At 69.7% G+C, this 23,617-nt stretch carries 19 protein-coding genes and 1 pseudogene; 8 read left to right on the top strand and 12 right to left on the bottom strand.

Features of this window, described 5'->3' with window-relative positions:
- Positions 1 to 119 precede the first annotated feature (119 nt).
- Genes ACR3ZA_RS01340 through dut form a run of 3 tightly spaced genes read right to left on the bottom strand, consistent with a single transcriptional unit; the run spans position 120 to position 1,956 of the window.
- Positions 120 to 866 (bottom strand): DUF3159 domain-containing protein, encoded by a 747-nt coding sequence (locus ACR3ZA_RS01340; protein WP_473659391.1) that lies wholly within the window; start codon positions 864 to 866, stop codon positions 120 to 122.
- Positions 863 to 1,489: a DUF3710 domain-containing protein gene (locus ACR3ZA_RS01335; protein ID WP_473659389.1), complete on the bottom strand. Its 627-nt coding sequence runs from the start codon at positions 1,487 to 1,489 to the stop codon at positions 863 to 865. The genes ACR3ZA_RS01340 and ACR3ZA_RS01335 overlap by 4 nt, the downstream gene beginning before the upstream one ends.
- On the bottom strand, positions 1,486 to 1,956 hold the full coding sequence (gene dut, locus ACR3ZA_RS01330) for a dUTP diphosphatase (protein ID WP_473659387.1): 471 nt from the start codon (positions 1,954 to 1,956) through the stop codon (positions 1,486 to 1,488). The genes ACR3ZA_RS01335 and dut overlap by 4 nt, the downstream gene beginning before the upstream one ends.
- Positions 1,957 to 1,988: 32 nt before the next feature.
- On the opposite strand from dut, the gene ACR3ZA_RS01325 reads away from it, so the two are divergent.
- Positions 1,989 to 2,438, top strand: a complete 450-nt coding sequence (locus tag ACR3ZA_RS01325; protein WP_473659385.1) for a DUF3093 family protein — start codon at positions 1,989 to 1,991, stop codon at positions 2,436 to 2,438.
- 23 nt (positions 2,439 to 2,461) lie between these two features.
- On the opposite strand, the gene ACR3ZA_RS01320 is transcribed toward ACR3ZA_RS01325, so the two are convergent.
- Positions 2,462 to 2,752, bottom strand: coding sequence for a DUF4193 domain-containing protein (locus tag ACR3ZA_RS01320; RefSeq protein ID WP_294181229.1), 291 nt, complete (start codon positions 2,750 to 2,752; stop codon positions 2,462 to 2,464).
- A gap of 198 nt (positions 2,753 to 2,950) precedes the next feature.
- On the opposite strand from ACR3ZA_RS01320, the gene sepH reads away from it, so the two are divergent.
- Complete coding sequence (gene sepH / locus ACR3ZA_RS01315; protein ID WP_473659383.1) at positions 2,951 to 4,021, top strand: septation protein SepH; 1,071 nt, start codon at positions 2,951 to 2,953, stop codon at positions 4,019 to 4,021.
- A 20-nt stretch (positions 4,022 to 4,041) separates the two neighbouring features.
- On the opposite strand, the gene ACR3ZA_RS01310 is transcribed toward sepH, so the two are convergent.
- A complete protein-coding gene (locus ACR3ZA_RS01310) occupies positions 4,042 to 5,043 on the bottom strand; it encodes an alkaline phosphatase family protein (protein ID WP_473659381.1) in 1,002 nt (333 codons plus the stop codon).
- Positions 5,044 to 5,172: 129 nt separating this feature from the next.
- On the opposite strand from ACR3ZA_RS01310, the gene ACR3ZA_RS01305 reads away from it, so the two are divergent.
- Positions 5,173 to 7,644: a DNA topoisomerase (ATP-hydrolyzing) gene (locus ACR3ZA_RS01305; protein WP_473659379.1), complete on the top strand. Its 2,472-nt coding sequence runs from the start codon at positions 5,173 to 5,175 to the stop codon at positions 7,642 to 7,644.
- 182 nt (positions 7,645 to 7,826) lie between these two features.
- Here the strand turns inward: ACR3ZA_RS01305 and ACR3ZA_RS01300 are convergent, their stop codons facing one another.
- Entirely contained in the window at positions 7,827 to 9,908 is a 2,082-nt protein-coding gene (locus ACR3ZA_RS01300; RefSeq protein WP_473659377.1) for a toprim domain-containing protein, read from the bottom strand.
- A gap of 184 nt (positions 9,909 to 10,092) precedes the next feature.
- Here ACR3ZA_RS01300 and ACR3ZA_RS01295 point away from each other — a divergent pair, with 184 nt between their 5' ends.
- Both ACR3ZA_RS01295 and ACR3ZA_RS01290 read left to right on the top strand, forming a co-directional pair.
- On the top strand, positions 10,093 to 10,326 hold the full coding sequence (locus tag ACR3ZA_RS01295) for a DUF7455 domain-containing protein (protein WP_473659375.1): 234 nt from the start codon (positions 10,093 to 10,095) through the stop codon (positions 10,324 to 10,326).
- Entirely contained in the window at positions 10,327 to 11,352 is a 1,026-nt protein-coding gene (locus ACR3ZA_RS01290) for a sugar-transfer associated ATP-grasp domain-containing protein (protein ID WP_473659373.1), read from the top strand.
- Positions 11,353 to 11,365: 13 nt separating this feature from the next.
- Here the strand turns inward: ACR3ZA_RS01290 and ACR3ZA_RS01285 are convergent, their stop codons facing one another.
- The 5 genes from ACR3ZA_RS01285 to ACR3ZA_RS01265 all read right to left on the bottom strand — a co-directional run bounded on the left by ACR3ZA_RS01285 (position 11,366) and on the right by ACR3ZA_RS01265 (position 17,373).
- Positions 11,366 to 12,133, bottom strand: a complete 768-nt coding sequence (locus ACR3ZA_RS01285; RefSeq protein WP_473659371.1) for a hypothetical protein — start codon at positions 12,131 to 12,133, stop codon at positions 11,366 to 11,368.
- A complete protein-coding gene (locus ACR3ZA_RS01280) occupies positions 12,130 to 13,512 on the bottom strand; it encodes a MurT ligase domain-containing protein (protein ID WP_473659369.1) in 1,383 nt (460 codons plus the stop codon). The genes ACR3ZA_RS01285 and ACR3ZA_RS01280 overlap by 4 nt, the downstream gene beginning before the upstream one ends.
- 7 nt (positions 13,513 to 13,519) lie before the next feature.
- Positions 13,520 to 14,902 (bottom strand): RNA polymerase sigma factor, encoded by a 1,383-nt coding sequence (locus ACR3ZA_RS01275; RefSeq protein ID WP_473659367.1) that lies wholly within the window; start codon positions 14,900 to 14,902, stop codon positions 13,520 to 13,522.
- Positions 14,903 to 15,056: 154 nt separating this feature from the next.
- A complete protein-coding gene (locus ACR3ZA_RS01270; RefSeq protein WP_473659365.1) occupies positions 15,057 to 16,388 on the bottom strand; it encodes an MFS transporter in 1,332 nt (443 codons plus the stop codon).
- A 70-nt stretch (positions 16,389 to 16,458) separates the two neighbouring features.
- Complete coding sequence (locus tag ACR3ZA_RS01265) at positions 16,459 to 17,373, bottom strand: PAC2 family protein (RefSeq protein WP_473659363.1); 915 nt, start codon at positions 17,371 to 17,373, stop codon at positions 16,459 to 16,461.
- 103 nt (positions 17,374 to 17,476) lie between these two features.
- Between ACR3ZA_RS01265 and ACR3ZA_RS01260 the strand changes: the two are divergent.
- The 3 genes and pseudogenes from ACR3ZA_RS01260 to sucB all read left to right on the top strand — a co-directional run bounded on the left by ACR3ZA_RS01260 (position 17,477) and on the right by sucB (position 22,035).
- A pseudogene (locus ACR3ZA_RS01260) lies at positions 17,477 to 18,983 on the top strand (leucyl aminopeptidase).
- Between the two features lie 94 nt (positions 18,984 to 19,077).
- On the top strand, positions 19,078 to 20,451 hold the full coding sequence (gene lpdA / locus ACR3ZA_RS01255) for a dihydrolipoyl dehydrogenase (protein WP_473659359.1): 1,374 nt from the start codon (positions 19,078 to 19,080) through the stop codon (positions 20,449 to 20,451).
- A 69-nt stretch (positions 20,452 to 20,520) separates the two neighbouring features.
- Positions 20,521 to 22,035, top strand: a complete 1,515-nt coding sequence (sucB, locus tag ACR3ZA_RS01250) for a 2-oxoglutarate dehydrogenase, E2 component, dihydrolipoamide succinyltransferase (protein ID WP_473659357.1) — start codon at positions 20,521 to 20,523, stop codon at positions 22,033 to 22,035.
- Here sucB and ACR3ZA_RS01245 read toward each other — a convergent pair.
- Positions 22,032 to 23,579: a protein kinase domain-containing protein gene (locus ACR3ZA_RS01245; protein ID WP_473659355.1), complete on the bottom strand. Its 1,548-nt coding sequence runs from the start codon at positions 23,577 to 23,579 to the stop codon at positions 22,032 to 22,034. The genes sucB and ACR3ZA_RS01245 overlap by 4 nt on opposite strands.
- Positions 23,580 to 23,617 lie beyond the last annotated feature (38 nt).

Genomic DNA, 23,617 nt, shown 5'->3' with positions numbered 1-23,617 from the left:
CTCGCCGCACACTCATCCTGTTCGCGACGCCTGGCGTCGTCCAGCAAGGCAAGCCTAAGCCCCGCCGGAGTGTCTCGCCCCGGGTCACGTGCGCCGATTTATCTCGACGTCAAGATATATTAGCGCGTTTTCTCGGCGGAATCCGACGGCGACATGCCGAAGCTCCAGACGCTGCGCACCAGCAGCCACGTGATCCAGAGCACGATCGCGTAGAGCGGCACACCCAGCAGGAGCTTCGCGGTCGCCAGAGCCGAGGTCTGATCGGTGAAATACAGCGGCAGCTCGACGGCCAGTCGCACCAGCGGGAAGGTCGCCCAGATCAGGGTCGCCACCACGGCGACCCGGAACTTCGCCCTGTCCGAGCGCCACTCCCGGTCGCCGACCGCGAAGCCGACGATCACGCCGATGAACGGCCAGCGCGCCAGCAGACTCACCACCATCGCCAGGGTGATTCCAGCGTTGATGAAGAAGCCGACCACGAAGTTGTCGCGCGCCTCCCCCGTGAACAGCGCGATGCCGGCCGACAGGGCGATCCCGAAGGCACCCGCGACGGCCGAGCCGAGCGGCTCGCGACGGACGAGCCGAACCCCGATGAACACCAGCGCAACCGCGACCGGCGCGAGCACCGACAGCACCACTTCGCCTGTCAGGGTGAACAGCACCAGGAACAGCAGTCCGGGCAGGATCGACTCGACGACTCCGCGCACGCCGCCCACCGCGGCCCAGAGTGCCGCGCCCGTGGGCTCCTCACCCGGGATGACGCGGCCGACGGCCGAGCGCCGCGCCGCCTGCGCCAGCGCCTCACTCATCGCGTCGCGCGGCGCATCCTCCTCGGCACCGGGCTCCTCGGAACGAGGACCGGTCATGACGTGGCGCCACCCGGACGCGCGTCCTGGGCCGACGCGGGAACGTGCAGCGGAATGAGATCGCGCGGCGGCATCGGCGTGGTGCCGCGCACCACCACCACGCTCCGGAACAGCTCCTCGATCTTCGCCGCGGCCTCGGCGTCGACCGCGGCCTTGCCGCTGATCACGCCGCGCAGGAACCAGCGAGGGCCGTCAACGCCGACGAAGCGCGCCAGGCGCGACCCGCCCTGCTGGCCGGTCGCGGGAATCTGCGCATGAAGCTCGGGGCCGAGCGATCCGTTCGCCTCCGCGACGGAGCCGCCCTGCTTGCGGATCTGATCCGCGATCTGGGCTCGGATCTCGTGCCACAGCCCGCTCGAGCGCGGCGCCGCGAACGGCTGCACCTGCAGCGTCGACTCGGCGAAGTCCAGCGCAACCGCCACAACGCGCTTGCTGCCCTCCTCCACCTCGAGTCGCAGCGCCAACTCGGGCCGCGGCAGGATCTTGACCCCGCCGAGATCGACATAGGGCCGAACGGCGTTGGCCTCGCTCTCGTCGAGGGGGCCCGCCGTCTCACGGTCGGCCGGAGCCGACTTCGGGTGCTCGGTGGGCGCGGACGTCGCGCCCGTGCTGGTATCGCTCACGCAGAATCTCCCGTGTGTGTCGTGGACTCGCCGGAACCGTATCCCGTCGAGCCGAATCCTCGCTGACCGCGATCGCTCCCCGGAAGAACGTCGACCGGAATGAAGCGCGCGCGCACGACCGGCATCACGATCAGCTGGGCGATGCGATCGCCTGCCGAGACGGAATACGGTTCACGCGCGTCGGTGTTGAGCAGGGTGACCCGGATCTCGCCCCGGTACCCCGCATCCACCGTGCCGGGGCTGTTGACGATCGTGATGCCGTGTTTGGCCGCCAGGCCGCTGCGCGGAACGACGAACGCGACGAACCCGTCCGGAAGCGCGATCGAGACGCCGGTTCCGAGCGTCACGCGCTCGCCCGCCGGAATGGTGACGCTCTCCGTCGAGGTCAGATCGGCACCGGCGTCGCCGGGGTGAGCATAGGTCGGCTCGGCGGCTGCACGCAGCAGAACTTCGATCGACTCGGTCACGCATCGAGGCTAGTCCATGGTCGAATAAAGACATGACGAGCACTCCCGCCCCCGCACCGTATCGCGAACGACTCTGGCCCTCGGCGTGGGTGTTCCTCGCCTCGGCGCTGGTGATCCCCGCGAGCCTGCTCGTCTTTCTGCCGATCTCGGTTCCCGCCGGGATCGTGACCGCGATCGTCTTCTACGCCGCGATCGTCGCGGGGCTGATCCTGGCGACACCGACGATCGAGGTCGACGACTCGCAGCTGAGGGCCGGCAGCGCGACCATCGCGCGCGAGCTGGTCGCCGGAGCGCACGCGCACCGCGATCACGCGGCCACCGCCGAACGCGGACCGCGTCTGGATGCGCGCGCGTGGCTGCTGCTGCGCGGCTGGGTCTCGCCCGTCGTGAAGATCGAGCTCGACGACCCCAACGACCCGACGCCGTACTGGCTGGTGTCGAGCCGACGGCCGGAGGAGCTCGCGACCGCGCTCACGCGCTAGCGGGCAGCGGCCTCAGCCGCCTGTTATGAGGCGCACTCCAGGCAGACCGGACCGAGCTTGCTCTCGTGGTCGACCTGCGAGCGGTGCTTCACCAGGAAGCAGCTGACGCAGGTGAATTCGTCCGCCTGCGGCGGAAGCACCACGACGTCGAGGTCGATGTCGGCCAGATCCTGGCCGCTGAGCTCGTATCCCGGGTTGTCGGAATCGTCGACATCCACGACTCCCGACATCTTGTCGGGCACACGCTCTTGGAGGGCCTGGATGGACTCGGTTTCCTCGTCCGTCTTCCTCGGGGCGTCGTAGTCGGTTGCCATGCTCGTTCCATTTCTCGGGTGCCGTCGGTGCAAATCGGCGGGCACAGTCTGCATGATTCGCTCGTGATTCGCAAACCTTCATTTCTCCGTGCCTCAGCGCTTCCCGTGCAACTCGCGGCGCGCCCGCGTTATTCCCATGATTACCGGCGATCCCGTGGCATCCTGTGCGTGAATCGTGACGGCTGGAGGTCGTTCGACATGCACGAGTTGAAGGTCACCGGAGTTGAGAGCGGAGCGCTCCTGCTCGCGGATGATGACGGCGGCCGCTATCGGGTCCCCGTCGATGAGGCGTTGCACGCACGACTGCGGCAGGCCTCGAGCAGCGGCACGTCCACCCGCAAGGTTTCTCCCCGCGAGATCCAGGCGCAGATCCGCGCCGGAATGTCGGCCGACGACGTCGCCAGTGTGACCGGAGCCTCGCTCGACGACATCCGACGCTTCGAAGGCCCCGTCCTCGCCGAGCGCGAGTACGTGATCCAGTCGGCGCTCGCCGTGGCCGTTCGGGGTCCGGGCGAGACCGAGCCCGCCGACACGGCGCAGTTCGGCGACATCATCCGCGGTCGACTCGTGGATGCGGGCGCGGTCAATGAGCGCTGGGCCAGCTGGAAGGAACAGGGCGGCGGCTGGATCGTCAAGCTGACCTTCACCGCCGACGACGTCGACCACGACGCCCGCTGGGGCTTCGACCCCAAGCGCGGCGCCCTCTCGCCGCTCAACCGCGAAGCCGAGTCGCTCTCGCAGCACGGCGACGTGCCCGCACCCCTGATCCCCCGCCTGCGCGCCGTCGCGCCGGACGACGTCGACTCCGCCGAACCCAACTCGCGCTTCGACAGCGGAGCCTTCCGCGTCGAACACGACGAGGACGGCTCCGGGCCGCGCCTCGAGGCGATTCCCCCCGCCCCCCGCACGCGCGCGACGGCCGATCGGCCGGAGCCGGCGGCACCTGCCGCGGCTCCGCCGCGCGAGCGTGCCAGTCGCAACAACGGCCAGACCGCCGACCTCTTGGAGGCGTTGCGTCGACGCCGAGGGGAACGCGATCCGATGGATCCGGAACCGGAAGAGCAGCTCGCCGATCGTCCCGGCACCGGAACCGTCCGCGTGATCGATGTGCCCATGGAGACGGTGTCGATCGAGACGGCCATCCCCGCGAAGAAGGCCGCGCCGGGGCCAAGCGCTCCGCCCGCCGCGCCGAAGAGCGGGCGCAAGGGCCGCGCCTCCATGCCGAGCTGGGACGACATCGTCTTCGGAGCCCGGCCCGACGACGAGTAGCCTTCCGCGGCGCCTCGGCGTCAGCGCGCGAAGGCGCCGAAGCGCAGCAGCGGAATCGATCGCTCCGTCGACGTGAGCGAACCGTGCTGGCCGACCATGCCCCGTCCGCCGTCCGCCGGGTCCGCGTAGTACGCGATCGGCCGCCGCGCGAACACGAATACGTCACCGAGCCGCGGCAGCACCTCCGGGTCGACCGCGCCGAACCATCCCGCGTCGATCGCCTCCGAGCGCGTCGCCACCCACGCGCGCGTGCCCTCGCTCGCGCGCCATGCCTCCGCCACCGCCTGCGCGTCGATCCCGGCCTCCAGGTGCAGCTGCAGCCCGCGCGGCTCGCCCGCCACGTGGCGCACCCCCGCCAGCAGCTCGGCGGGGACGATCCGGTGTGCCTCGGGGGCGATGTCGAGCATTCCGTGGTCTGCGGTCACCAGCAGTCCCTGCGAGCCGGTGAGGCCGGACACCAGGGGCGCGAGCGCCGCGTCGAAGGTCTCCAGTGCGGCCGTCCACTCCGCGGAGGCCACCCCCTTGGCGTGACCGGCGACGTCCAGTTCCGGAACGTAGAGGTAGACCAGACGCGGCCCCGCCTGGCGAAGCTCCTGCTCGGCGGCCGCGACACGATCCTCGATCGTCTCGCCCGAGCGGAAGTCGGCACCGCGCAGCACCGCGGCGGAGAAACCCGAGTCGCGATACCGTTCCCGGCCGATCGCCACCGACGCGACCCCGAACTCGTGCGCGCGCTCGAACACGGTCGCCGACCGCTGCCAGTGCTCGGGGTCGAGGCCGTCCGGTCCCCATCCGGTGAGCTGGTTGACGACGCGATCGCGGGCGGCATCGAGCACCGAGTAGCCGACCATCCCGTGCTCGCCCGGCCGCGTTCCCGTCGTCAGCGACGCCAGCGCGGCGGCCGTCGTCGACGGAATGCCGCTGTCGATGGGCGCATCGCGGTCCAGCCGCGTCGAGAGAGTGCGCGCGTGACCGCGGTGCGCCGCGAGGGTCTCGAATCCGAGCCCATCGACGAGCACCACGACCGCATGCGTCACCGTGGAAAGGCCCAGCGATCCGCGTTGCCCCCGCAAGGCCTGAAGGCAATTCGGAAGAACGTCGGCAAGGCTGAACCGGTGGGATTTCGCCGCCGGTAACATTGCCCCGATCTTATGACTCCGCGCGCATCTTCTCCCGTCACCCCTGCCCAGCCGAATGGCGAGCGCATCGAGGACATCGACGTCTCTGCCGAGATGCAGGGCTCGTTCCTCGAGTACGCGTACTCGGTGATCTACGCTCGCGCGCTGCCCGACGCGCGCGACGGTCTGAAGCCGGTTCAGCGACGCATCCTCTACCAGATGAGCGAAATGGGCCTGCGTCCGGACCGCGGCCACGTCAAGAGCGCCCGCGTCGTCGGCGACGTGATGGGCCGGCTGCATCCGCACGGCGACAGCGCCATCTACGACGCCCTCGTCCGGCTCGCGCAGGACTTCACCATGCGCGTGCCGCTCATCGACGGGCACGGCAACTTTGGCTCGCTGGATGACGGCCCCGCGGCCGCGCGGTACACCGAGGCGCGGCTTCGGCCGACCGCGATGGCCATGACGGAGGGACTCGACGAAGACGTCGTCGACTTCGTTCCGAACTACGACAACCAGTTGACGCAGCCGGATGTGCTTCCGGCGGCGTACCCCAACCTGCTCGTCAACGGCGCCAGCGGCATCGCGGTCGGCATGGCCACCAACATGGCCCCGCACAACCTGGTGGAGGTCGTCGCCGCCGCGCGCCACCTCCTCGACAACCCGGATGCGACGCTCGACGAGCTGATGGCATTCGTGCCCGGGCCCGACCTTCCCACCGGCGGCACCATCGTCGGTCTGGACGGCGTCAAAGATGCCTACGCGACGGGACGCGGCTCGTTCAAGACGCGCGCGAAGGTCTCGATCGAGCCGATCACGGCACGCAAGACCGGACTCGTCGTCACCGAGCTGCCCTATCTCGTCGGACCCGAGAAGGTCATCGAGAAGATCAAAGATGGCGTGACGTCGAAGAAGATCACCGGCATCTCGGACGTCACCGACCTCACCGACCGCAAGAACGGTCTGCGCCTCGTGATCGGCATCAAGACCGGCTTCAGCCCGGAAGCGGTGCTCGAGCAGCTCTACCGGCTGACCCCGCTCGAGGACGGCTTCTCGATCAACAACGTCGCACTCGTGGAGGGCCGACCTCTCACACTCGGACTCAAGGAGCTGCTGCAGGTCTACCTGACGCACCGCCTCGAGGTCGTCACCCGTCGTTCGCGCTACCGGCTGGCGCGCCGCCAAGAGCGGCTGCACCTCGTGCTCGGCCTGCTCATCGCCATTCTGGACATCGACGAGGTGATCCAGGTCGTGCGCACCTCCGACGACACCGCGCAGGCCCGCACCCGGCTGATGGAGGTCTTCGACCTCTCGACCCTGCAGGCCGACTACATTCTCGAGCTGCAGCTGCGCCGGCTGACCAAGTTCAGCCGCATCGAGCTGGAGACCGAGCGCGACAAGCTCGAGAAGGAGATCGCGCAGCTCGAGAAGGTCCTCGGCTCCCCCACCCGCCTCCGCGCGCTCGTGTCGAGCGAGCTCGCCGATGCGGCGGAGAAGTTCGGCACCCCGCGACGCACGCTGCTCACCGAAGCCCGTCCGGCGCCGCCGCGCAGCGCCTCCGCGGCCGCCAAGCAGGCCGCCGCCGCGCTCGAGATCGCCGACGTGCCGACCCTCGTGATCCTGTCGACCACCGGCCGCGCGGTGCGCGTCGACCTCCCCGAAGGCGTCGACGCTCCGGCGGCCCCGGCGCGACGAAGCCGGCACGACGCGATCCGCTCCACCGTCTCGGCCACCTCACGCGGCGAACTCGGCGCGATCACGAACCGCGGTCGCCTGATCCGGTTCACCCCGGTCGACCTCCCGGCGGTTCCGCCCAACTCGGTGCAGCTGGCCGCGGGGGCGAAGCTTCGCGACTACCTGGGGCTCAGCGATAAGAAGGAGCACGTCATCGCGTTGGTCTCGCTGACGAGCGACGAGCCGATCGCGCTCGGCACCGCGCAGGGGGTCGTCAAGCGGGTGACGCCGGGCGTCTGGCCCAGTCGCCCCGACTTCGAGGTGATCGCTCTCAAGCCCGGTGACGAGGTCGTCGGCGTCAGCCACACCACCGAGGCGAGCGAACTCGTCTTCGTCAGCAACGACGCCCAGCTTCTGCACTTCGGCGCCTCGAGCGTGCGTCCGCAGGGACTCTCCGCGGGCGGCATGGCCGGCATCAAGCTCTCGCCCAAGGCGCGCGTGATCTTCTTCGGCGCGGTGGAGCAGCCCGACGACGCCGTCGTGGTCACCATCTCGACGCCGGACGGCGTGCTGGCGGGCACCGACGCCGGTCGCGGGAAGGTGAGCGCCTTCAGCGAGTTCCCCGGTAAGGGTCGCGCCACCGGAGGGGTGCGCGCGCAATCCTTCCTCAAGGGCGAGAGCAGCCTCGAGCTCGCCTGGGTCGGCCCGGCGCCGGCCGTCCCCGTCGGTCCCGACGGGTCGCTGCGGGCGCTGCCGGAGTCCGGCTCCAAGCGCGACGCCTCCGGCATTCCGCTCGACGCCGTCATCGGCTCGGTCGGAACGTCCCTGTAGCTCGACCGCGGCCGGGCTCCGTCCCCGCCGTCCCCGTCCCCGATCCCCGCTCCCCCGCAAACTCGGAGATTCGCCGCTGACGTCCACGACTCGTGGACGAGGTGGCCGAATCTCCGACTTTGCGGAAAGGCAGCGACCGTAACGCGGGCGCGACGCCGGCGCGAATCGAGTCCCGTCGAGGGTCAGACGTCCACGCGGGCGTGGTCGAGACCCTGCCCGGCGATGATGAACTCCTTGCGCGGGGCGACGTCGTTGCCCATGAGGAGCTCGAAGACCCGCGCGGCGTTCTCGGCATCGTCGATGCGGACACGGCGCAGGGTGCGATGCGCCCGGCTCATCGTCGTCTCGGCGAGCTGGTCGGCATCCATCTCACCCAGGCCCTTGTAGCGCTGGATCGGGTCCTGGTACTTCTTGCCGCGCTTCTCCAGTCCCTTCAGCACTCCCTGCAGCTCCGCCTCGGAGTATGTGTAGATGACGTCGTTGGGCTTCGACCCCGGATTCATCACCACCACACGATGCAGCGGCGGCACGGCCGAGAACACGCGACCGGCATCGATCATCGGTCGCATGTAGCGGAAGAACAGGGTGAGCAGCAGCGTGCGGATGTGCGCGCCGTCGACGTCGGCATCCGCCATGATGATGACCTTGCCGTAGCGAGCCTGGTCGAGTTCGAAGCTGCGACCGGAGCCGGCGCCGACGACCTGGATGATCGACGCGCATTCGGCGTTGCTCAGCATGTCCGACACGGATGCCTTCTGCACGTTGAGGATCTTGCCGCGGATCGGCAGCAGCGCCTGGAACTCGCTGTCGCGACCGAGCTTCGCGGTGCCGAGCGCCGAGTCGCCCTCGACGATGAACAGCTCCGTGTCGGCGACGTCCGTCGACCGGCAGTCGACGAGCTTCGCCGGGAGGCTGGAGCTCTCGAGCGCGTTCTTGCGGCGCTGCGTCTCCTTGTGCGCGCGAGCCGAGATGCGGCTCTTCATCTCGGCGACGACCTTGTCGAGAACGAGCGCGCCCTGCGCCTTGTCGGCCCGCGCGCTGGAGGCGTACTTCGCCGCCATCGCCTTCGCCACGGCGTTCGACACGATGTTGCGCACCGCGGGCGTGCCGAGGATCTCCTTCGTCTGCCCCTCGAACTGCGGTTCGGGCAGACGCACCGTCAGCACAGCGGTGAGGCCCGCGAGCACGTCATCCTTCTCGAGCTTGTCGTTGCCGACCTTGAGCCGGCGCGCGTTCTTCTCGACCTCGGCGCGCATGAACTTCAGCAGCCCCTGTTCGAAGCCCGCCTGGTGGGTTCCGCCCTTGGGCGTCGCGATGATGTTGACGAAGCTGCGGAACACGGTCTCGTAGCCGGATCCCCAGCGCAGCGCGATGTCGACCTCGCACTCGCGGGAGAGCTCGGTCGAGACCATGTGGCCGTTCTCCTGCAGCACCGGCACCGTCTCGGTGTAGCCGCCGGAGCCCTGGATGCGCCAGACGTCGGTGACCGCCGCGTCGGGGGCCAGGAACTCCACGAACTCGGCGATGCCGCCGTCGAAGCGGAAGCTCTCGCGCACCGGCTCGACGGAGGCGTCGCGGGCGTCGACGATCTCGATGCCGAGCCCGGGCACCAGGAACGCGGTCTGTCGTGCACGCGCGACAAGCTCGTCCATGACGAAGCCGGCGCCGCGCGCGAAGATCTGCTGGTCGGCCCAATACCGCACCCGGGTGCCGGTGACGCCCTTGGCGACCTTGCCGACGACACGCAGCTCGCTGCCCGAGATGAAAGGGCTGAACGGCGCGTCGGGGCGCGGCGTGCCGGCATCGTCGAAGACGCCGGGCTCCCCACGGTGGAACGACATCGCCCAGGTCTTGCCGTCGCGATCGACCTCGACGTCGAGTCGCTCCGAGAGCGCGTTGACGACGGAGGCGCCGACGCCGTGCAGACCGCCCGAGGCCGCGTAGGAGCCGGAGCCGAACTTGCCTCCGGCGTGCAGCTTGGTGAAGACGACCTCCACGCCCGACAGGCCCGTCTTGGGCTCGATGTCGACCGGGATGCCTCGCGCACGGTCGCGCACCTCGACGCTGCCGTCCGGGTGCAGCTCGATCTCGATGCGTGAGCCGTGACCGCCGAGCGCCTCATCGACGGAATTGTCGATGATCTCCCACAGGCAGTGCATCAGGCCGCGAGAGTCGTTCGAGCCGATGTACATGCCGGGCCGCTTGCGCACGGCTTCGAGACCCTCGAGGACGGAGAGATGACGGGCGGAATAGTCGCTGCTCATACCGGGTTAACACTATTGATCCCGGCACCGCTCAGACGGCGCCCCGCCGCGAATGCGGCTGGATACGCCCAAAGCGAAATGTAACGTCGGCGACACACGTCACAGAGAGCGACGTGTTTGACTGGATACGTCAGAATCGCACGCAACACACACCCCACGGTTCATGACGGAGAGGGAGCAGACCATGTCGCAGATCACGAGCGAAGTCGACGAGCTGGATGCCCCCGAGCTGACGGCATTCGACCGATGCGACAGCTGCGGTGCGCAGGCGTACGTCCGAGTGACCCTCGCCTCCGGCGAGTTGCTGTTCTGCGCCCACCACGGTGCGAAGTTCAAGGAGAAGCTCGCCGAGACCGCACTGGAGTGGCACGACGAGAGCGCGCGACTCAGCGCCGTTCCCGCCACCGACGAGCGGTAGGTGTCGCAGACCCGCGGGCTCGGCCTTGGACGGCGGGTTCGCTACCTTCTGACGCGCGCCAAGGCGATCAACCTCGGCAACGTCACGCGCATCGCCCGTGAGGCAGCCAAGCTGTCCCGCAGGCCGGTGCCGCTGGTGGTCGTCGACATGCTGTGGTGCTCCGTGCGCTACGAGACCGGGTTCCAGGACTACCTGGACTGGGACTTCGTCCTGCTGAACCGGCACGAGCGCCGCACCTACATCACCCATCCCAAGTCGAATCACCTGGCCAAGAAGCTGAACGACCCCGAGCTGCGGAAGATCTTCGCCGACAAGGCGCAGTTCAATCCCCGCTTCGACCGCTGGCTGGGCCGCGAGTGGCTCGATGTGCGCTCCTCGGATGCGGCAGCACTGCGCGAGTTCGTGACGCGCCGCGGGGTCGTGATGATCAAGGTGCCCGACAGCCTCTCCGGCTACGGCATCGAGCGCATCGAGGCGTCGGATGTCGCCGACTGGGATGCCTTCCGCGAGCGACTGCTGGAGCGTCGGCAGTTCCTCGTCGAGGAGTTCATCACCCAGCACGACGCGATGGCCTCACTCAACCCGTCGAGCGTGAACTCGCTGCGCGTCATCACCTACTTCGACGGCGACCGGACCCACCTGCTCGCGAGCGTGCTCAAGATGGGCAACGGCGGTCCGATCGACAACTTCTCCGGCGGCGGCATGTACACGATGCTCGACGACGAGGGCGTGGTGCACTCCCCCGCCTTCGACGAGAGCGGCACGACGTTCGCGACGCATCCGCTCTCGGGCACGCCGATCGTCGGATTCCGTGTGCCGTACTTCGACCAGGTGATCGCCTTCGTCGACGAGCTCTCGCGCGAGATCCCCGAGGTGCCGTACGTCGGCTGGGACGTGGCGATCGCGCCGGACGGACCCGTCGTGATCGAGGGCAACCCCAATTCGGGCGTCTACCAGTCGAAGCCGAGCGTGTCGGGCATCCGCACCGGGCTGCTGCCGCGCTACCGCGCCGCGATCGGCTTCTAGGCGCCGCAGCTCGTCAGCGGCGCGGCGCCGTCACCCGCTCGAACGGATGCCAGCGCTTCGCGTCGCGGAAGTCTCGCAGGCGCGCCTCATAGGCGGCCGTCGCGAGCGCCTCGTGGGCGAGGTTCGGCTCGGTGTCGGGGTCGATCGTTGCCAGCAGCCAGCGCGTCAGGTGCGGGTTGGTGATCAGCAGCGGGCCGAGCAGCGAGGTGCCGAGGAAGTTCTGACGGCGCACCCCTTCGATCGCGGTGCCCGCGTTGCGGCCGATGCCGCGCTCCGCGACCAGGAAGCCGGGCAGAGCGTCGGACGCCGTGACGGTCGAGAACTGCGACTTGTAGCCGACGATCGGCGCCTCCGCCCCCACCTCGACGAGGTTTCCCATCACCTTGCCGTTGTAGCGGCCGAACATCGACAGCGTCGACTCGAGTTCGAAGATGCCGAGGCCGGCAACGTCGTAGCCCATCTCGTCGTTGCGGATCCGCTCGCCGAGCACCTCGAGGGCGTTGTGCGTGAACAGGAACGCCGTGCCCGCCTCGATGAGCTCGACCAGTCGGTCGCGGTGCGGCCGCAGCCGCTCGAGCGCCTTGAGCTGCCCGTGCTCGGTGAGCGGACCGAGGTAGACCAGGTCGACGTCGCCGGTGGCGAATGCCGGCGTCTCGGTGAGGGCCGTGCGCACGACTCGCGCATCCGGGCGGCACTGGGCGAGATAGTCGATGTTGGCGGTGTCGCCGTGAAGATTCGCGACCTCCGGGTAGAGCATCTCGATCGTGAGAGCGCCGGTCATCGGGTCGCCGCCTCTCGCTCGGCAAGACGGGCGCGCAGGCGAGCCTGGACCGGCGTGCCGGTGATGACCGCGTTGTGCACGCTGTGCAGGTTGAAGACCTCGTCGATGCCGTCGAGGGTGACGATGTCTGCGGTCTCGATCTCCGAGGCGACGGTGACGATGCGGTCGGGGTCGACGCCGGCGATGGCCAGGCGCAGCGCCTGGTCGTGCCGGCGGATGCCGCCGACGACGATCTGCCGGACGCTGTCATCGGCCAGGTACTCGTAGTCGGCGTCGTAGGTCCACGCGGTGTTCTCGACATCGGTGGTCCGCTCGCTGACCTCGTCGATCGAGAGCACGATCGACTTGCGACCCGGGAACGACCGCAGGTAGTCGAAGGCCCGCGAGCACGCAACACCGACGAGGCCCTTGGTCAGGATCCGCACGACGCGGGTCGCCCCCACGGCGTCGGTCATGAAGCGCGTCTCTGGCGGCGCGAGTTCGTCGAACGCGCCTGCGACCGTGTCGCGGTCGTAGCCGAGCACGCCGAGCGCCGCGGCGACCGCGACCTGGTTGTACACGTTCACGATGTTCTCGTTGACGAGCGCTGCCGTCCGCGTCTCGCCGTCGAGACTCAGCACGACCTGGCGCGCAGCGGCGTCGACCTCGCGGGCACGGTAGGCGGCCGCGGGCGAGCGGAATCCGCAGGCCTCGCAGTGCGCAGCGCCGATGTGGTTGTAACGCCAGTAGTCCCAGCTGAGCCGATGGTCGCACACCGGGCAGATGGCGGCGTCGACCGCCGCGCCCGCCGGCCGATCGCCGTCGGTCGGCATCCGATCGACCGCGAAATAGACGCGCGGGTTGGATTCACCGCCGAGCCCCGCGACGATCAGATCGTCGGCGTTGAGCACGAGCGTCGTCGACGTCGGCAGCGCCGAGGAGAGGATCCACGCGATGTAGGCCGGGTGCGCGTTGCGCTTGATCGAGTCGCGCGTGAGGTTGAGCCCGACGAGCACGTCCGGTCGCAGCCCCGGCAGGACGAGCTTCGCGGAGCGCTCATCCACCTCGAACACGCCGACATCGACGCGCGAGCGACCGCGCCAGTCGACGGCGGAGATCAACGTCGCCGCCACCCCCGCCGCCAGGTTCGACCCGTTGCGGTTGCTCGCCACGCGCAGGCCCCGGGCGGCCAGCGCCGCGGCCAGCAGATTCGACGCGGTCGTCTTGCCGTTGGTGCCGGTCACCGCGATCACCTTCGGCGGATGCGCGATCGCACCGATGATGCCCGGGTGCACCCGGCGCGCGATGATGCCCGGCACGTGCGTTCCGGCACGCCCAAGCGCGCGCAGCGTCGCACTCGCGAGCTTCCCCGCCCAGATCGCGAGCAGGACGCGCAGCACGGTCGGCCTACTCGAGGTAGTCGCGCAGCGACTGAGACCGCGACGGGTGGCGCAGCTTCGCCATCGTCTTCGACTCGATCTGACGGATGCGCTCACGCGTCACGCCGAAGGTGTCGCCGATCTGGTCGAGCGTCTTCGGCATGCCGTCGCCGAGACCGAATCGCATGCGGATCACGCCCGCCTCGCGCTCGGAGAGCGAGTCGAGCAGCGACTCGAGCTGCTTCTGCAGCATCGTGAAGCCGACCGCGTCGGCCGGAACGACCGCCTCGGTGTCCTCGATCAGGTCACCGAACTCGCTGTCGCCGTCCTCGCCGAGGGGCGTGTGCAGCGAGATCGGCTCGCGACCGTACTTCTGCACCTCGACGACCTTCTCGGGCGTCATGTCGAGCTCGCGGCTGAGCTCCTCGGGCGTGGGCTCGCGGCCCAGATCCTGCAGCATCTGACGCTGAACACGAGCCAGCTTGTTGATGACCTCGACCATGTGCACGGGGATGCGGATCGTGCGCGCCTGGTCAGCCATGGCGCGGGTGATCGCCTGACGGATCCACCAGGTGGCGTAGGTCGAGAACTTGAAGCCCTTCGTGTAGTCGAACTTCTCGACCGCACGAATGAGACCCAGGTTGCCCTCCTGGATGAGGTCGAGGAACTGCATTCCGCGACCGGTGTAGCGCTTGGCGAGCGAGACCACGAGTCGCAGGTTCGCGCCGAGCAGGTGGCTCTTGGCGCGCTGGCCGTCGCGCGCGACCCAGGCGAGCTCGCGTCCGAGCTGCGAGCGCTTCTCCGCATCGGTCATGCCGCCGAGCTTCTCCTCGGCGAACAGGCCCGCTTCGATGCGCATCGCGAGCTCGACCTCTTCGGCCGCGTTCAGAAGCGCGACCTTGCCGATCTGCTTCAGGTAGTCCTTGACCGGGTCGGCCGTGGCGCCGGTGATCGCCGCGGAGTAGACCGGGATCTCGTCTTCGTCGTCGCGCGACGAGAGCCGAATCGCGCCCGAGGGCAACGGCTCGTCGAGCGAGGTCGACTTCTCCTCGTCGTCATCCTCATCGTCGGAGTCGTCGCTGTCGCCCGACTTCGCCGACTTGGCGGGGGCGGCGTCGTTGTCGTCCTTGGAGTCGACCTCGACGTCCTCGGCATCGACCTCGACCTCGTCGAGATCCTCGTCGTCCTCGGTGGCCTTGCTGGCCTTCGCCTTGCTCGCCTTGGCGGGGCTCGCTTTCGCGGCGCCCGCCTTCGTGGTGCTCGCCTTGCGCGCCGCGGGCTTCTTGGCGGGCGTCTTCGCGTCAGCCGCCTTCGCCTCGGCCGCCTCCGCGGTCGCCTTCGTGGCGCGCGCCCGCGTCGTCTTCTTCTCGCCGGTGTCGGCGGCGTCCTTCGCGGTGGTTCGGGTTGCCATTCTGACCCCTCCCGGGTGGATCTGGGCAGTACAAGGACCCATGTCAAGTCCTCCGGGCGATGCTCGCAACGCCCATCCGAAGACCTGACCGGGTCCAGAAATTCGATTATCTCACAGTCTTGAACTGACCGTTGACACCGGACCCGCTTTGACGCTAGCGGCGACCGCCAGGCCCGCCGCGGCGCGTCCGGAACAGTGCAACCCAGAGCGGGGTGATCTCTATTCCCTCATCGCGCGTCATGACCGTGCGCGCGCGGCGGCGCGTCACGACGACTCCCACCACCGCGACGGCGGCGATCGCCAGCGGCGCGAGCAGCGCCAACCTGAATGCCTCCCAGGCGTACAGGTCGGAGACGTGACCGGTCGCCACGCGGACGGTGTCGACGATGTCGAGGACGACGCCGATCAGGAACATCGACACGAAGCCGCCCAGGAATCCGCCGACGTTGACGAACCCGCTCGCCGTCCCGACCGAGTGCGACGGATTCAGCGTGCGCGCGTAGTCCATTCCGATCAGCGAGCTGGGCGCGCCCGCGCCGATCAGGAAGAACAGCACGCAGACGAGCGCGAGCGGAGGCTGGCCCGGCCAGACCAGCACCGCGACCAGCGCCCCGTAGACCAGGGCCGCCATCCCGAGTACGAGATCACCGCGCCGGAAGGGGTAGCTGGCGACCGCGTAGCCGATCAGCGGAGCCGGCAGCACGGCCCCGACGACGAGCAGCGAGAACACCCCCGCCGCGGTCGCCACGTCGTAGCCGAGAGCCGCGGTGAGGAACGGGTAGCCCCACAGCACACCCATCGTCTGCGGGGCGGTGCCGCCGAGCAGATGCGACCAGAATCCGAGCTGTGTTCCGGGTCGCGCGACGCTGGCGCGGAGGCGCGACCAGGTGGAGCTGGTGGTGATCTCCTCGGTGAGCGGAGGTCGGGTGCCGGTGCGGATCACCGCGACTCCGATGAGCACCGCGAAGAGCGAGATGCCGGCTGCGATCAGGAAGGCGAGGTTCCAACCCACGGCGTGCAGCAGGAAGGCGAACGGGATGGCCGCCACCAGTTGACCGGTCGCTCCGATCATCCCGACCCACTGCGCCAGCTGCGGCAGGATCCGTCCGCTGAACCAGTTCGGCAGCAGGCGCAGCACCGAGACAAAGGTGAACGCGTCGCCGGTTCCGACCAGCACTCGGGCGGCGATCGCGAGCCCGATGTCGTCGGCGAAGGCGAGCAGCACCTGACCGAGAGCCATGATCGCGGCGCCGCCGATCAGCAGGACGCGCGGACCGAGCCGGTCGACGAGCACGCCCACCGGGATCTGCAGCGCCGCGTAGGTGGCGACCTGGACCACGGCGACGGTCGAGAGGGTGGCCGCGCTCACCCCGAAGCGATCGGTGGCCTCGACGCCGACGATGCCGAAAGTCGTGCGCTGGGTCACGGCGATCAGATACACGGTGACGGCGCCCGCAAACACCACCCAGGAACGCCAGGAGTTCACGCCGGAGTCCCGGCCGCAGAGCTGAGGTGCACGGCAGAGAGGCTAGCGCGCCCGCGGTGCCCTCCGCCGCTCAGGACGGCTCGTCGTCGCGTCGGTTGGCGAGGAACTTCTCCAGCTCGGCCGCGATCGTGTCCGCCGACGGCACCTCGCCGTGACGATCCACGAACGGCGAGGGAAGCGGGTTCTCCTCCATGTAGCTGTCGTGCCGTTCCTCGAGCGTGCTGATCAGGCGCTGAAGCTCCGGGTTGCCGCGCACCTGGTCCTCCACCTTGACGATGAACTCGCGGCCTCGCTCACGCAGTTCATCCGTCGGGAAGATGAGGCCGGTGGCGGCGCTGATGCTCTCGAAGGCGACGACCGCGGCCGTCGGGAACTCCGTGTCGGCCAGGTAGTGCGGCACCAGCAGCACGAAGCCGGTGGTCGGATGCTCGAGCTCTTCAAGCCGGTACTGCACCAGATGCAGCGCGTTGGCCGGCAGTTCGGTCTGCGGCCGCCAGACCGACATCGCGTCGATCAGCTCGCGCCGGTTGCCGCTCACCGTCACCCCGAGCGGCCGAGTGTGCGGCGTGGGCATCGGGATCGCGTGCACCCAGGTCGTGTCCGTGACGCCGTACTTCTCGATGAGCTCGACCACTGCGGCGCTGAACCGCTCCCACTGGAAATCCGGCTCATAGCCGGTGAGCAGCAGGAAGGGCTGATGCAGTTCATCCTCGACCAGGTACAGCGAGAGCTTGGCCGGCCGGTACTCGGTCAGGTGGTCGAGATCGAAGTACATGCTGGGTCGGCGGGCGCGGTAGTCCAGCAGCGCGTCACTGTCGAAGCTGACGATCTCGCGCGCCTCGAGGTTCTCCAGGATGTACTCGCTGAACTGCGTGACGGCCGAGCCGGAGTCCGTGAAACCGGTCAGGCCGGCGACGAGGTGGAGACCGCGCGGAACCTCGACAAACTCGGACGTGAGGTCGTAGAGCCCGTGAGGATCGCGCATGCCCCCCAGTCTATTCGGGGGTCTGGGCGGGCACCGGGGGCCGCGCAAGCCGAGAGCGAACACGGCGAACGGAACCCGCATCCGGCGCGATTAGGCTGAGCGAATGCCGATGCCTTCGCTCGAACTTCGTTCCGAATCCGTTCTCGACTCGAGCGCCGAGGTGCTCGTGGTGGGGGTGGCCAAGACCCCCGCCGGGCCGCGCCTGTTCGCTCCGACCGACGACTTCTCCGGAGTAGAGGCCTCACTTGCCTCGATCGGCGTCAGCGGCGCGAACGACGAACTCCGCCGTCTGCCCGCTCGTTCGCCCCGGTACGCCGTCGCTCGCACTGGTCGGTCTCGGGACTCTGCCCGACGGCGCCGATGAGCCCACGACGGATTCGCTGCGCAACGCCGCCGGTTCGGCGATCCGTCAGCTCGCGGGCACCGGATCGGTGGCGTTCGCGCTTCCCGGAGCTGCGAGCGAGCAGATCGGCGCCGTGCTCGAAGGGGCAGCGATCGCCAGCTACAGCTTCGTCGCCTACCGCTTCTCGACCCTCGAGAGCGCCAAGCAGCCGGTGGCCGAGATCACGGTGCTGGTCGACTCGCTCCCGGATGACGCGGAGGCGCTGGTAGCCCGCGCGCGCGCCGTCGCCGGGGGCGTGCACCGCGTGCGCGACCTCGTGCACACTCCCCCGAACGATCTCTACCCGGCGAGCTTCGTGGAGCGCGCCCGCAGCTTCGCCGAGGGGCTCCCGGTCGAGATCGAAGAGCTCGACGAAAAGGCCCTCGCCGACGGCGGCTTCGGCGGCATCCTCGGTGTCGGCCAGGGCTCGAGCCGGCCCCCGCGTCTCGCGATCGTGCGCTACGCGCCGGCCGGGGCGACGAAGCACCTGGCCCTCGTCGGCAAGGGCATCACCTTCGACTCGGGCGGGCTCTCGCTCAAGCCGGCCGGTTCGATGGTCGGGATGAAGTACGACATGACGGGCGCGGCGACCGCGCTCGCCGTGATCATGGCGGTGGCCGAGCTCGAGCTCCCCGTGCGCGTCACGGCCTGGCTGTGCCTCGCCGAGAACATGCCCTCGGGCACGGCGATCCGCCCCAACGACGTGCTCCGCATCCGCGGCGGCAAGACGGTCGAGGTGCTCAACACCGACGCCGAGGGGCGCCTCGTGCTCGCCGACGGCCTCGTCGCGGCCAGCGAGGAGCAGCCCGATGCGATCATCGACATCGCGACGCTGACCGGCGCCGCGCGCGTCGCCATGGGCGAGCGCACGATCCCCGTCATGGGCGACGCTGAGCTCTCGCGGACCCTGGTCGAGGCGGGCGTGCGCGCGGGCGAGACGCTCTGGCCGATGCCTCTCCCCTCCGAACTGGCATCCCTTCTGGAGACCGAGGTCGCCGACATCGCCAACGCGAAGCCGGGCAACACGGCGGGCGGCATGCTCTTGGCGGGCGTGTTCCTCAAGTCGTTCATCGGCACCCGCGACGGGTCGCCCATCCCCTGGGCGCACCTGGACATCGCCGGGACGGCGAGCAACGGCGGCGCGCCGTATGGCGTGACCGCCAAGGGGCCGACCGGTGCCACGGTCCGCACGCTGATCGCGATGACGGAAGACTTTTCCCGACCGTAGTAGTGTCGTTCTGGCACGCAACCACGTGTCGTCAGATCGCGCCGCTCGCCACCCTGATTGCGGTGCCGCAACTGCATCTCGAGGGAGTCGCCGGGTGTCCGAGCAGAACTTTGACCTTGTTGTTCTTGGCGCAGGAAGCGGTGGCTACGCCGCTGCGCTGCGCGCGAGCCAGTTGGGGATGAGCGTCGCGCTCATCGAGAAGGGCAAGGTGGGCGGCACCTGCCTGCACGTGGGCTGCATCCCGACCAAGGCGCTGCTGCACTCGGCTGAGGTTGCCGACGTCACCCGCGAGTCCGCCAAGTACGGCGTCACCAGCACCTTCAGCGGCATCGATGTCGCGGCGGTGACGAGCTACCGCGAGGAGGTCGTCGCCAGCAAGTGGAAGGGCCTGCAGGGCCTCATCAAGGCCCGCGGCATCACCACGATCGAGGGCGCGGGTCGCCTCGTCTCCCCCACGAGCGTCCAGGTGGGCGACCAGACCATCACCGGCAAGAACGTCATCCTGGCGACCGGCTCCTACTCGCGCTCGCTCCCGGGTCTCGAGATCGGCGGACGCGTGCTCACCTCCGAGCAGGCACTCGAGCTGAACTTCGTGCCGAAGAAGGTCGCCGTGCTCGGCGGCGGCGTCATCGGCGTCGAGTTCTCGAGCGTCTGGAAGTCGTGGGGCGCCGACGTCACCATCATCGAGGCGCTGCCGCACCTGGTCCCGAACGAGGACGAAGCCATCTCGAAGCAGTTCGAGCGCGCGTTCCGCAAGCGCGGCATCGAGTTCAAGCTCGGCGTCCGCTTCTCCGGAGTCACGCAGGACGACAACGGTGTGGTCGTCACGCTCGAGAACGGCGAGACCGTCGAGGCGGACATCCTGCTCGTCGCCGTCGGCCGTGGCCCGCAGACGGCGAACCTCGGCTTCGAAGAGGTCGGCCTCGCGATGGATCGCGGCTTCGTCCTCACCAACGAGCGCCTGCAGACGAACGTTCCCGGCGTCTGGGCGGTCGGCGACATCGTGCCCGGCCTCCAGCTCGCGCACCGCGGATTCCAGCACGGCATCTTCGTGGCCGAAGAGATCGCGGGCCTGAACCCGGTGGTCGTTTCCGACGTCAACATCCCGAAGGTCACCTACTCCGACCCCGAGGTGGCATCGATCGGCCTCAGCCAGGCCAAGGCGGTCGAAGAGTACGGCGCCGACGCGGTGACCGCGTACGACTACAACCTCGCCGGCAACGGCAAGAGCCACATCATCGGGACCTCCGGATCGATCAAGGTCGTCCGGCTCAACGACGGCCCGATCGTCGGCGTTCACATGATCGGCGCGCGCGTCGGCGAGCTGATCGGCGAAGCGCAGCTCGCGGTGAACTGGGAGGCGTACCCCGAGGACGTCGCTCCGTTCCTGCACGCGCACCCCACCCAGAACGAGGCGCTCGGCGAGGCCTTCCTCGCGATCGCTGGCAAGCCGCTTCACGCCATCTGATCCCCCCCAACCTTTGCGCGAAGCGCGAACTAAGCTAGAACCGACCAGGTTTCCAAAAGGAGTTTTCCCGTGAGTGAATCCGTCACCCTTCCGGCGCTCGGTGAGAGCGTCACCGAAGGAACAGTGACCCGTTGGCTGAAGCAGGTCGGTGACCGCGTCGAGGTCGACGAACCGCTGCTCGAGGTGTCGACCGACAAGGTCGACACCGAGATCCCCTCGCCTGTTGCTGGCGTGATCGAGCAGATCCTGGTTGCCGAGGACGAGACCGTCGAGGTCGGCACCGCGCTGGTCACCATCGGTGACGGCTCGGGAGCCGCTGCCGCGCCCGCTGCTGAGCCCGAGGCTCCCGCTGCCGAGCCCGAGGCGCCCACCGCGCCGGAAGCTCCGGCACCGGCACCGGAGGCCCCTGCTGCACCCGCCGAGGCCGCGCCGGCTCCCGCCGAGCCTGCACCGGCACCTGCTGCCGCTCCGGCACCCGCTGCTGCACCGGCTCCCGCTGCTGCTCCGGCACCTGCCGCGGCGCCGGCTCCCGCTGCTGCTCCGGCACCTGCCGCGGCGCCGGCTCCCGCTGCTGCTCCGGCCGCCGCTCCGGCACCCGCTGCCGCTCCGGCTCCCGCTGCCGCCCCGGCCGCTGCACCCGCTCCGGCCGCCGCGCCGGCACCTGCCGCTGCCCCGGCAAGCCACGCCGGCTACGTGACCCCGATCGTGCGCAAGCTCGCCAACGAGCGCGGCGTCGACCTGGCCACCGTCACCGGCACCGGCGTCGGCGGACGCATCCGCAAGCAGGACATCCTCGACGCGACCCCGGCCGCACCGGCCGCCGCGCCCGCGGGCACCCCCGCTCCGGTCGAGCAGCTCGAGGTGTCGCCGCTGCGCGGCACCACGGTGCCGATGTCGCGCCTGCGCAAGGTCGTCGCCGAGCGCGCCGTGCTGTCGATGCAGTCGATGGCGCAGCTCACCACGGTGGTCGAGGTCGATGTGACCCGCGTCGCCGCCTACCGCGACCAGGTGAAGGCCGACTTCCTCTCCAAGACCGGCGTGAAGCTCAGCTTCCTGCCGTTCTTCACTCTCGCTGCCGCGGAGGCGCTCAAGGCGTTCCCGATCATCAACGCGACGGTCGAGGGCGACAGCATCGTGTACCCGGACCACGAGAACGTCAGCATCGCCGTCGACACCGAGCGCGGCCTGCTCACGCCGGTGGTGCGCAACGCGAGCGAGTTGACGCTCGCGCAGCTCGCCCAGGAGATCGCCGATCTCGCCGAGCGCACGCGTGACAACAAGCTGAAGCCCGACGAGCTCGCCGGCGGCACGTTCACCGTGACGAACACCGGTTCGCGCGGAGCGCTCTTCGACACCCCGGTGGTGTTCCTGCCGCAGGTGGCCATCCTCGGAACCGGCATCGTCGTCAAGAAGCCGGTCGTCGTCAGCGACAACGGCCTCGACGCGATCTCGATCCGCTCGACCGTCTACCTCGCGCTGTCGTACGACCACCGGATCGTCGACGGAGCCGACGCGGCGCGCTTCCTGACCACGGTCAAGAACCGCCTCGAGGGCGGCAACTTCGCAGGAGTGCTGGGCGTCTAGCCCGAACTCATCGCGAGATACTCGCGAACCCGCCACCCGGCCTCGCCCTTCATCAGAAGGAGCGAGGCCGCGGTGTTTTCCGGCCCCAAACGCACGAGCGCGGTGCCGCCGAGGCGCTCGACGAGGACCCACTCGCTCGCGCCCGAGTCGATCCTCCAGCGCGTCGCCTCGCCCTCGCCGCCGGACTGCAGTGCGAGGATCACCGCCCGATCCGCGTCCAGCGCGGTCGAACCCGGCTGGAACACCTCATCGAGGCACAGGAGGGACAGGTCGGCGAGGCAGCGCGAACGCGTCTCGACCAGCGCGTCCGCCGCGGCGAGAGGATCATCATCAACAATCGCGGTCGTGTCGTTCCTGTCCGTCTCAGCCTCGGCCGCCGGGGACCGGCCCGTCCCGGCGTCCGAGGCGGCCGGCACCTTCGAGTCATCGATCTGCGACCCGGAATCGGAGATCCCGTCCCCGGGCAGGCCGAGCACGCCGACCCCGACCACCAGCGCGGCCGTTCCGCCCGCGATCACCGCGCGACGGCGGCCACGGCTCGCGTCGGCCCAGGCTCGCGCGAGACGCGCAAAAGCGGCGCGCGCGGGCTGAGCGCCCACGGCGTCGCCCAGCTCACGCCACCGGCGCCGTCGCACCGCAGCGAGCAGGTGATGCACGCGATCCGGCAGCACCCCCGCCAGAAGCGCCGCGAGCTGGCCCGGCAGGGCGTCGTCGTCGCGACTCGCTGACTCTGGCGCGGGCGCCGGGTCACCGGCGGGCACGAGCCGCGGCGCCGTGCCCGGAGCGCCGCCGATGGCGCGGGTGGTCGGCGGCGCGCCGGGCGACAGATCCGGGTCCGTGCTGCGCAGCGGCGACGCCGCCGCGAGACCGAACAGCTCGCGTTCGCAGACCTCGAACAACCGGTCATCGGGGCAGGCCTCGATCCGGGCACAGAGCCGGTCGCGCAGCGGAGCCTCCTCGAGCTCGACCAGCGCCATGACCCGCGCCAGCAGCGCGCGCACCGCCCGTCGATCCGCGCGCACGCCCGGCTCCCGCTCGAGCACCACTTCGGCGGCGCTCGGCTCGAACAGGTCGGCGCTCCCCCACCCGATGAGTCGCGGCTCGCCGCGAGCACCCACGGCGATGTGCTCGGGAGTCACCGCGGCGTGGGCCACCCCGGCGTCGTGCAGGCGCGCCAGGGTCGCGACCACGGGCGCCAGCAGCGTGACCGCCTCACCCGCGCCCAGACGGCGACGTCGGCGAAGCAGTTCGGCGAGCGTGCCGCCCTCGCAGCGCTCCAGCACCAGGCATCCGCGGTCGTCGCCGGTGGCGGAGGAGCCGGTGGCGACATCCCGCAGCCCCACCACGTGCTCCCCGGCGGCCCTCTGCAGCGCGGCCGCCTCGCGCACCGTGCGTGCAACGGCATCGGGCCCGTGCCGAGCTTTCAGCACCACGACGCCAGCCTCAGGATCGTGGCCGATCAGCACGACCTGCTGCGCGCTGCGGGCGATCGTGCGCGTCACGCGGTATCCCGCCATCACCTCGGGCTCCACGACCGTCACCATCGAAGTTTGAACCTCTGCGCGAGTCGACGCGCGTCCGG

Source organism: Herbiconiux sp. J20-20 (genome assembly GCF_057365085.1).
The sequence above is the reverse complement of the archived record's forward strand: the minus strand, read 5'-3'. Positions and strand labels throughout refer to the sequence as shown.

What these genes read in the sequence shown, in the direction of transcription:
- ACR3ZA_RS01340 (WP_473659391.1), bottom strand. Translation starts at nt 866, where the DNA reads ATGACCGGTCCTCGTTCCGAGGAGCCCGGTGCCGAGGAGGATGCGCCG.
- ACR3ZA_RS01325 (WP_473659385.1), top strand. Translation starts at nt 1,989, where the DNA reads ATGACGAGCACTCCCGCCCCCGCACCGTATCGCGAACGACTCTGGCCC.
- ACR3ZA_RS01320 (WP_294181229.1), bottom strand. Translation starts at nt 2,752, where the DNA reads ATGGCAACCGACTACGACGCCCCGAGGAAGACGGACGAGGAAACCGAG.
- sepH (WP_473659383.1), top strand. Translation starts at nt 2,951, where the DNA reads ATGCACGAGTTGAAGGTCACCGGAGTTGAGAGCGGAGCGCTCCTGCTC.
- ACR3ZA_RS01305 (WP_473659379.1), top strand. Translation starts at nt 5,173, where the DNA reads ATGACTCCGCGCGCATCTTCTCCCGTCACCCCTGCCCAGCCGAATGGC.
- ACR3ZA_RS01300 (WP_473659377.1), bottom strand. Translation starts at nt 9,908, where the DNA reads ATGAGCAGCGACTATTCCGCCCGTCATCTCTCCGTCCTCGAGGGTCTC.
- ACR3ZA_RS01295 (WP_473659375.1), top strand. Translation starts at nt 10,093, where the DNA reads ATGTCGCAGATCACGAGCGAAGTCGACGAGCTGGATGCCCCCGAGCTG.
- ACR3ZA_RS01285 (WP_473659371.1), bottom strand. Translation starts at nt 12,133, where the DNA reads ATGACCGGCGCTCTCACGATCGAGATGCTCTACCCGGAGGTCGCGAAT.
- ACR3ZA_RS01275 (WP_473659367.1), bottom strand. Translation starts at nt 14,902, where the DNA reads ATGGCAACCCGAACCACCGCGAAGGACGCCGCCGACACCGGCGAGAAG.
- ACR3ZA_RS01265 (WP_473659363.1), bottom strand. Translation starts at nt 17,373, where the DNA reads ATGCGCGATCCTCACGGGCTCTACGACCTCACGTCCGAGTTTGTCGAG.
- ACR3ZA_RS01245 (WP_473659355.1), bottom strand. Translation starts at nt 23,579, where the DNA reads ATGGTGACGGTCGTGGAGCCCGAGGTGATGGCGGGATACCGCGTGACG.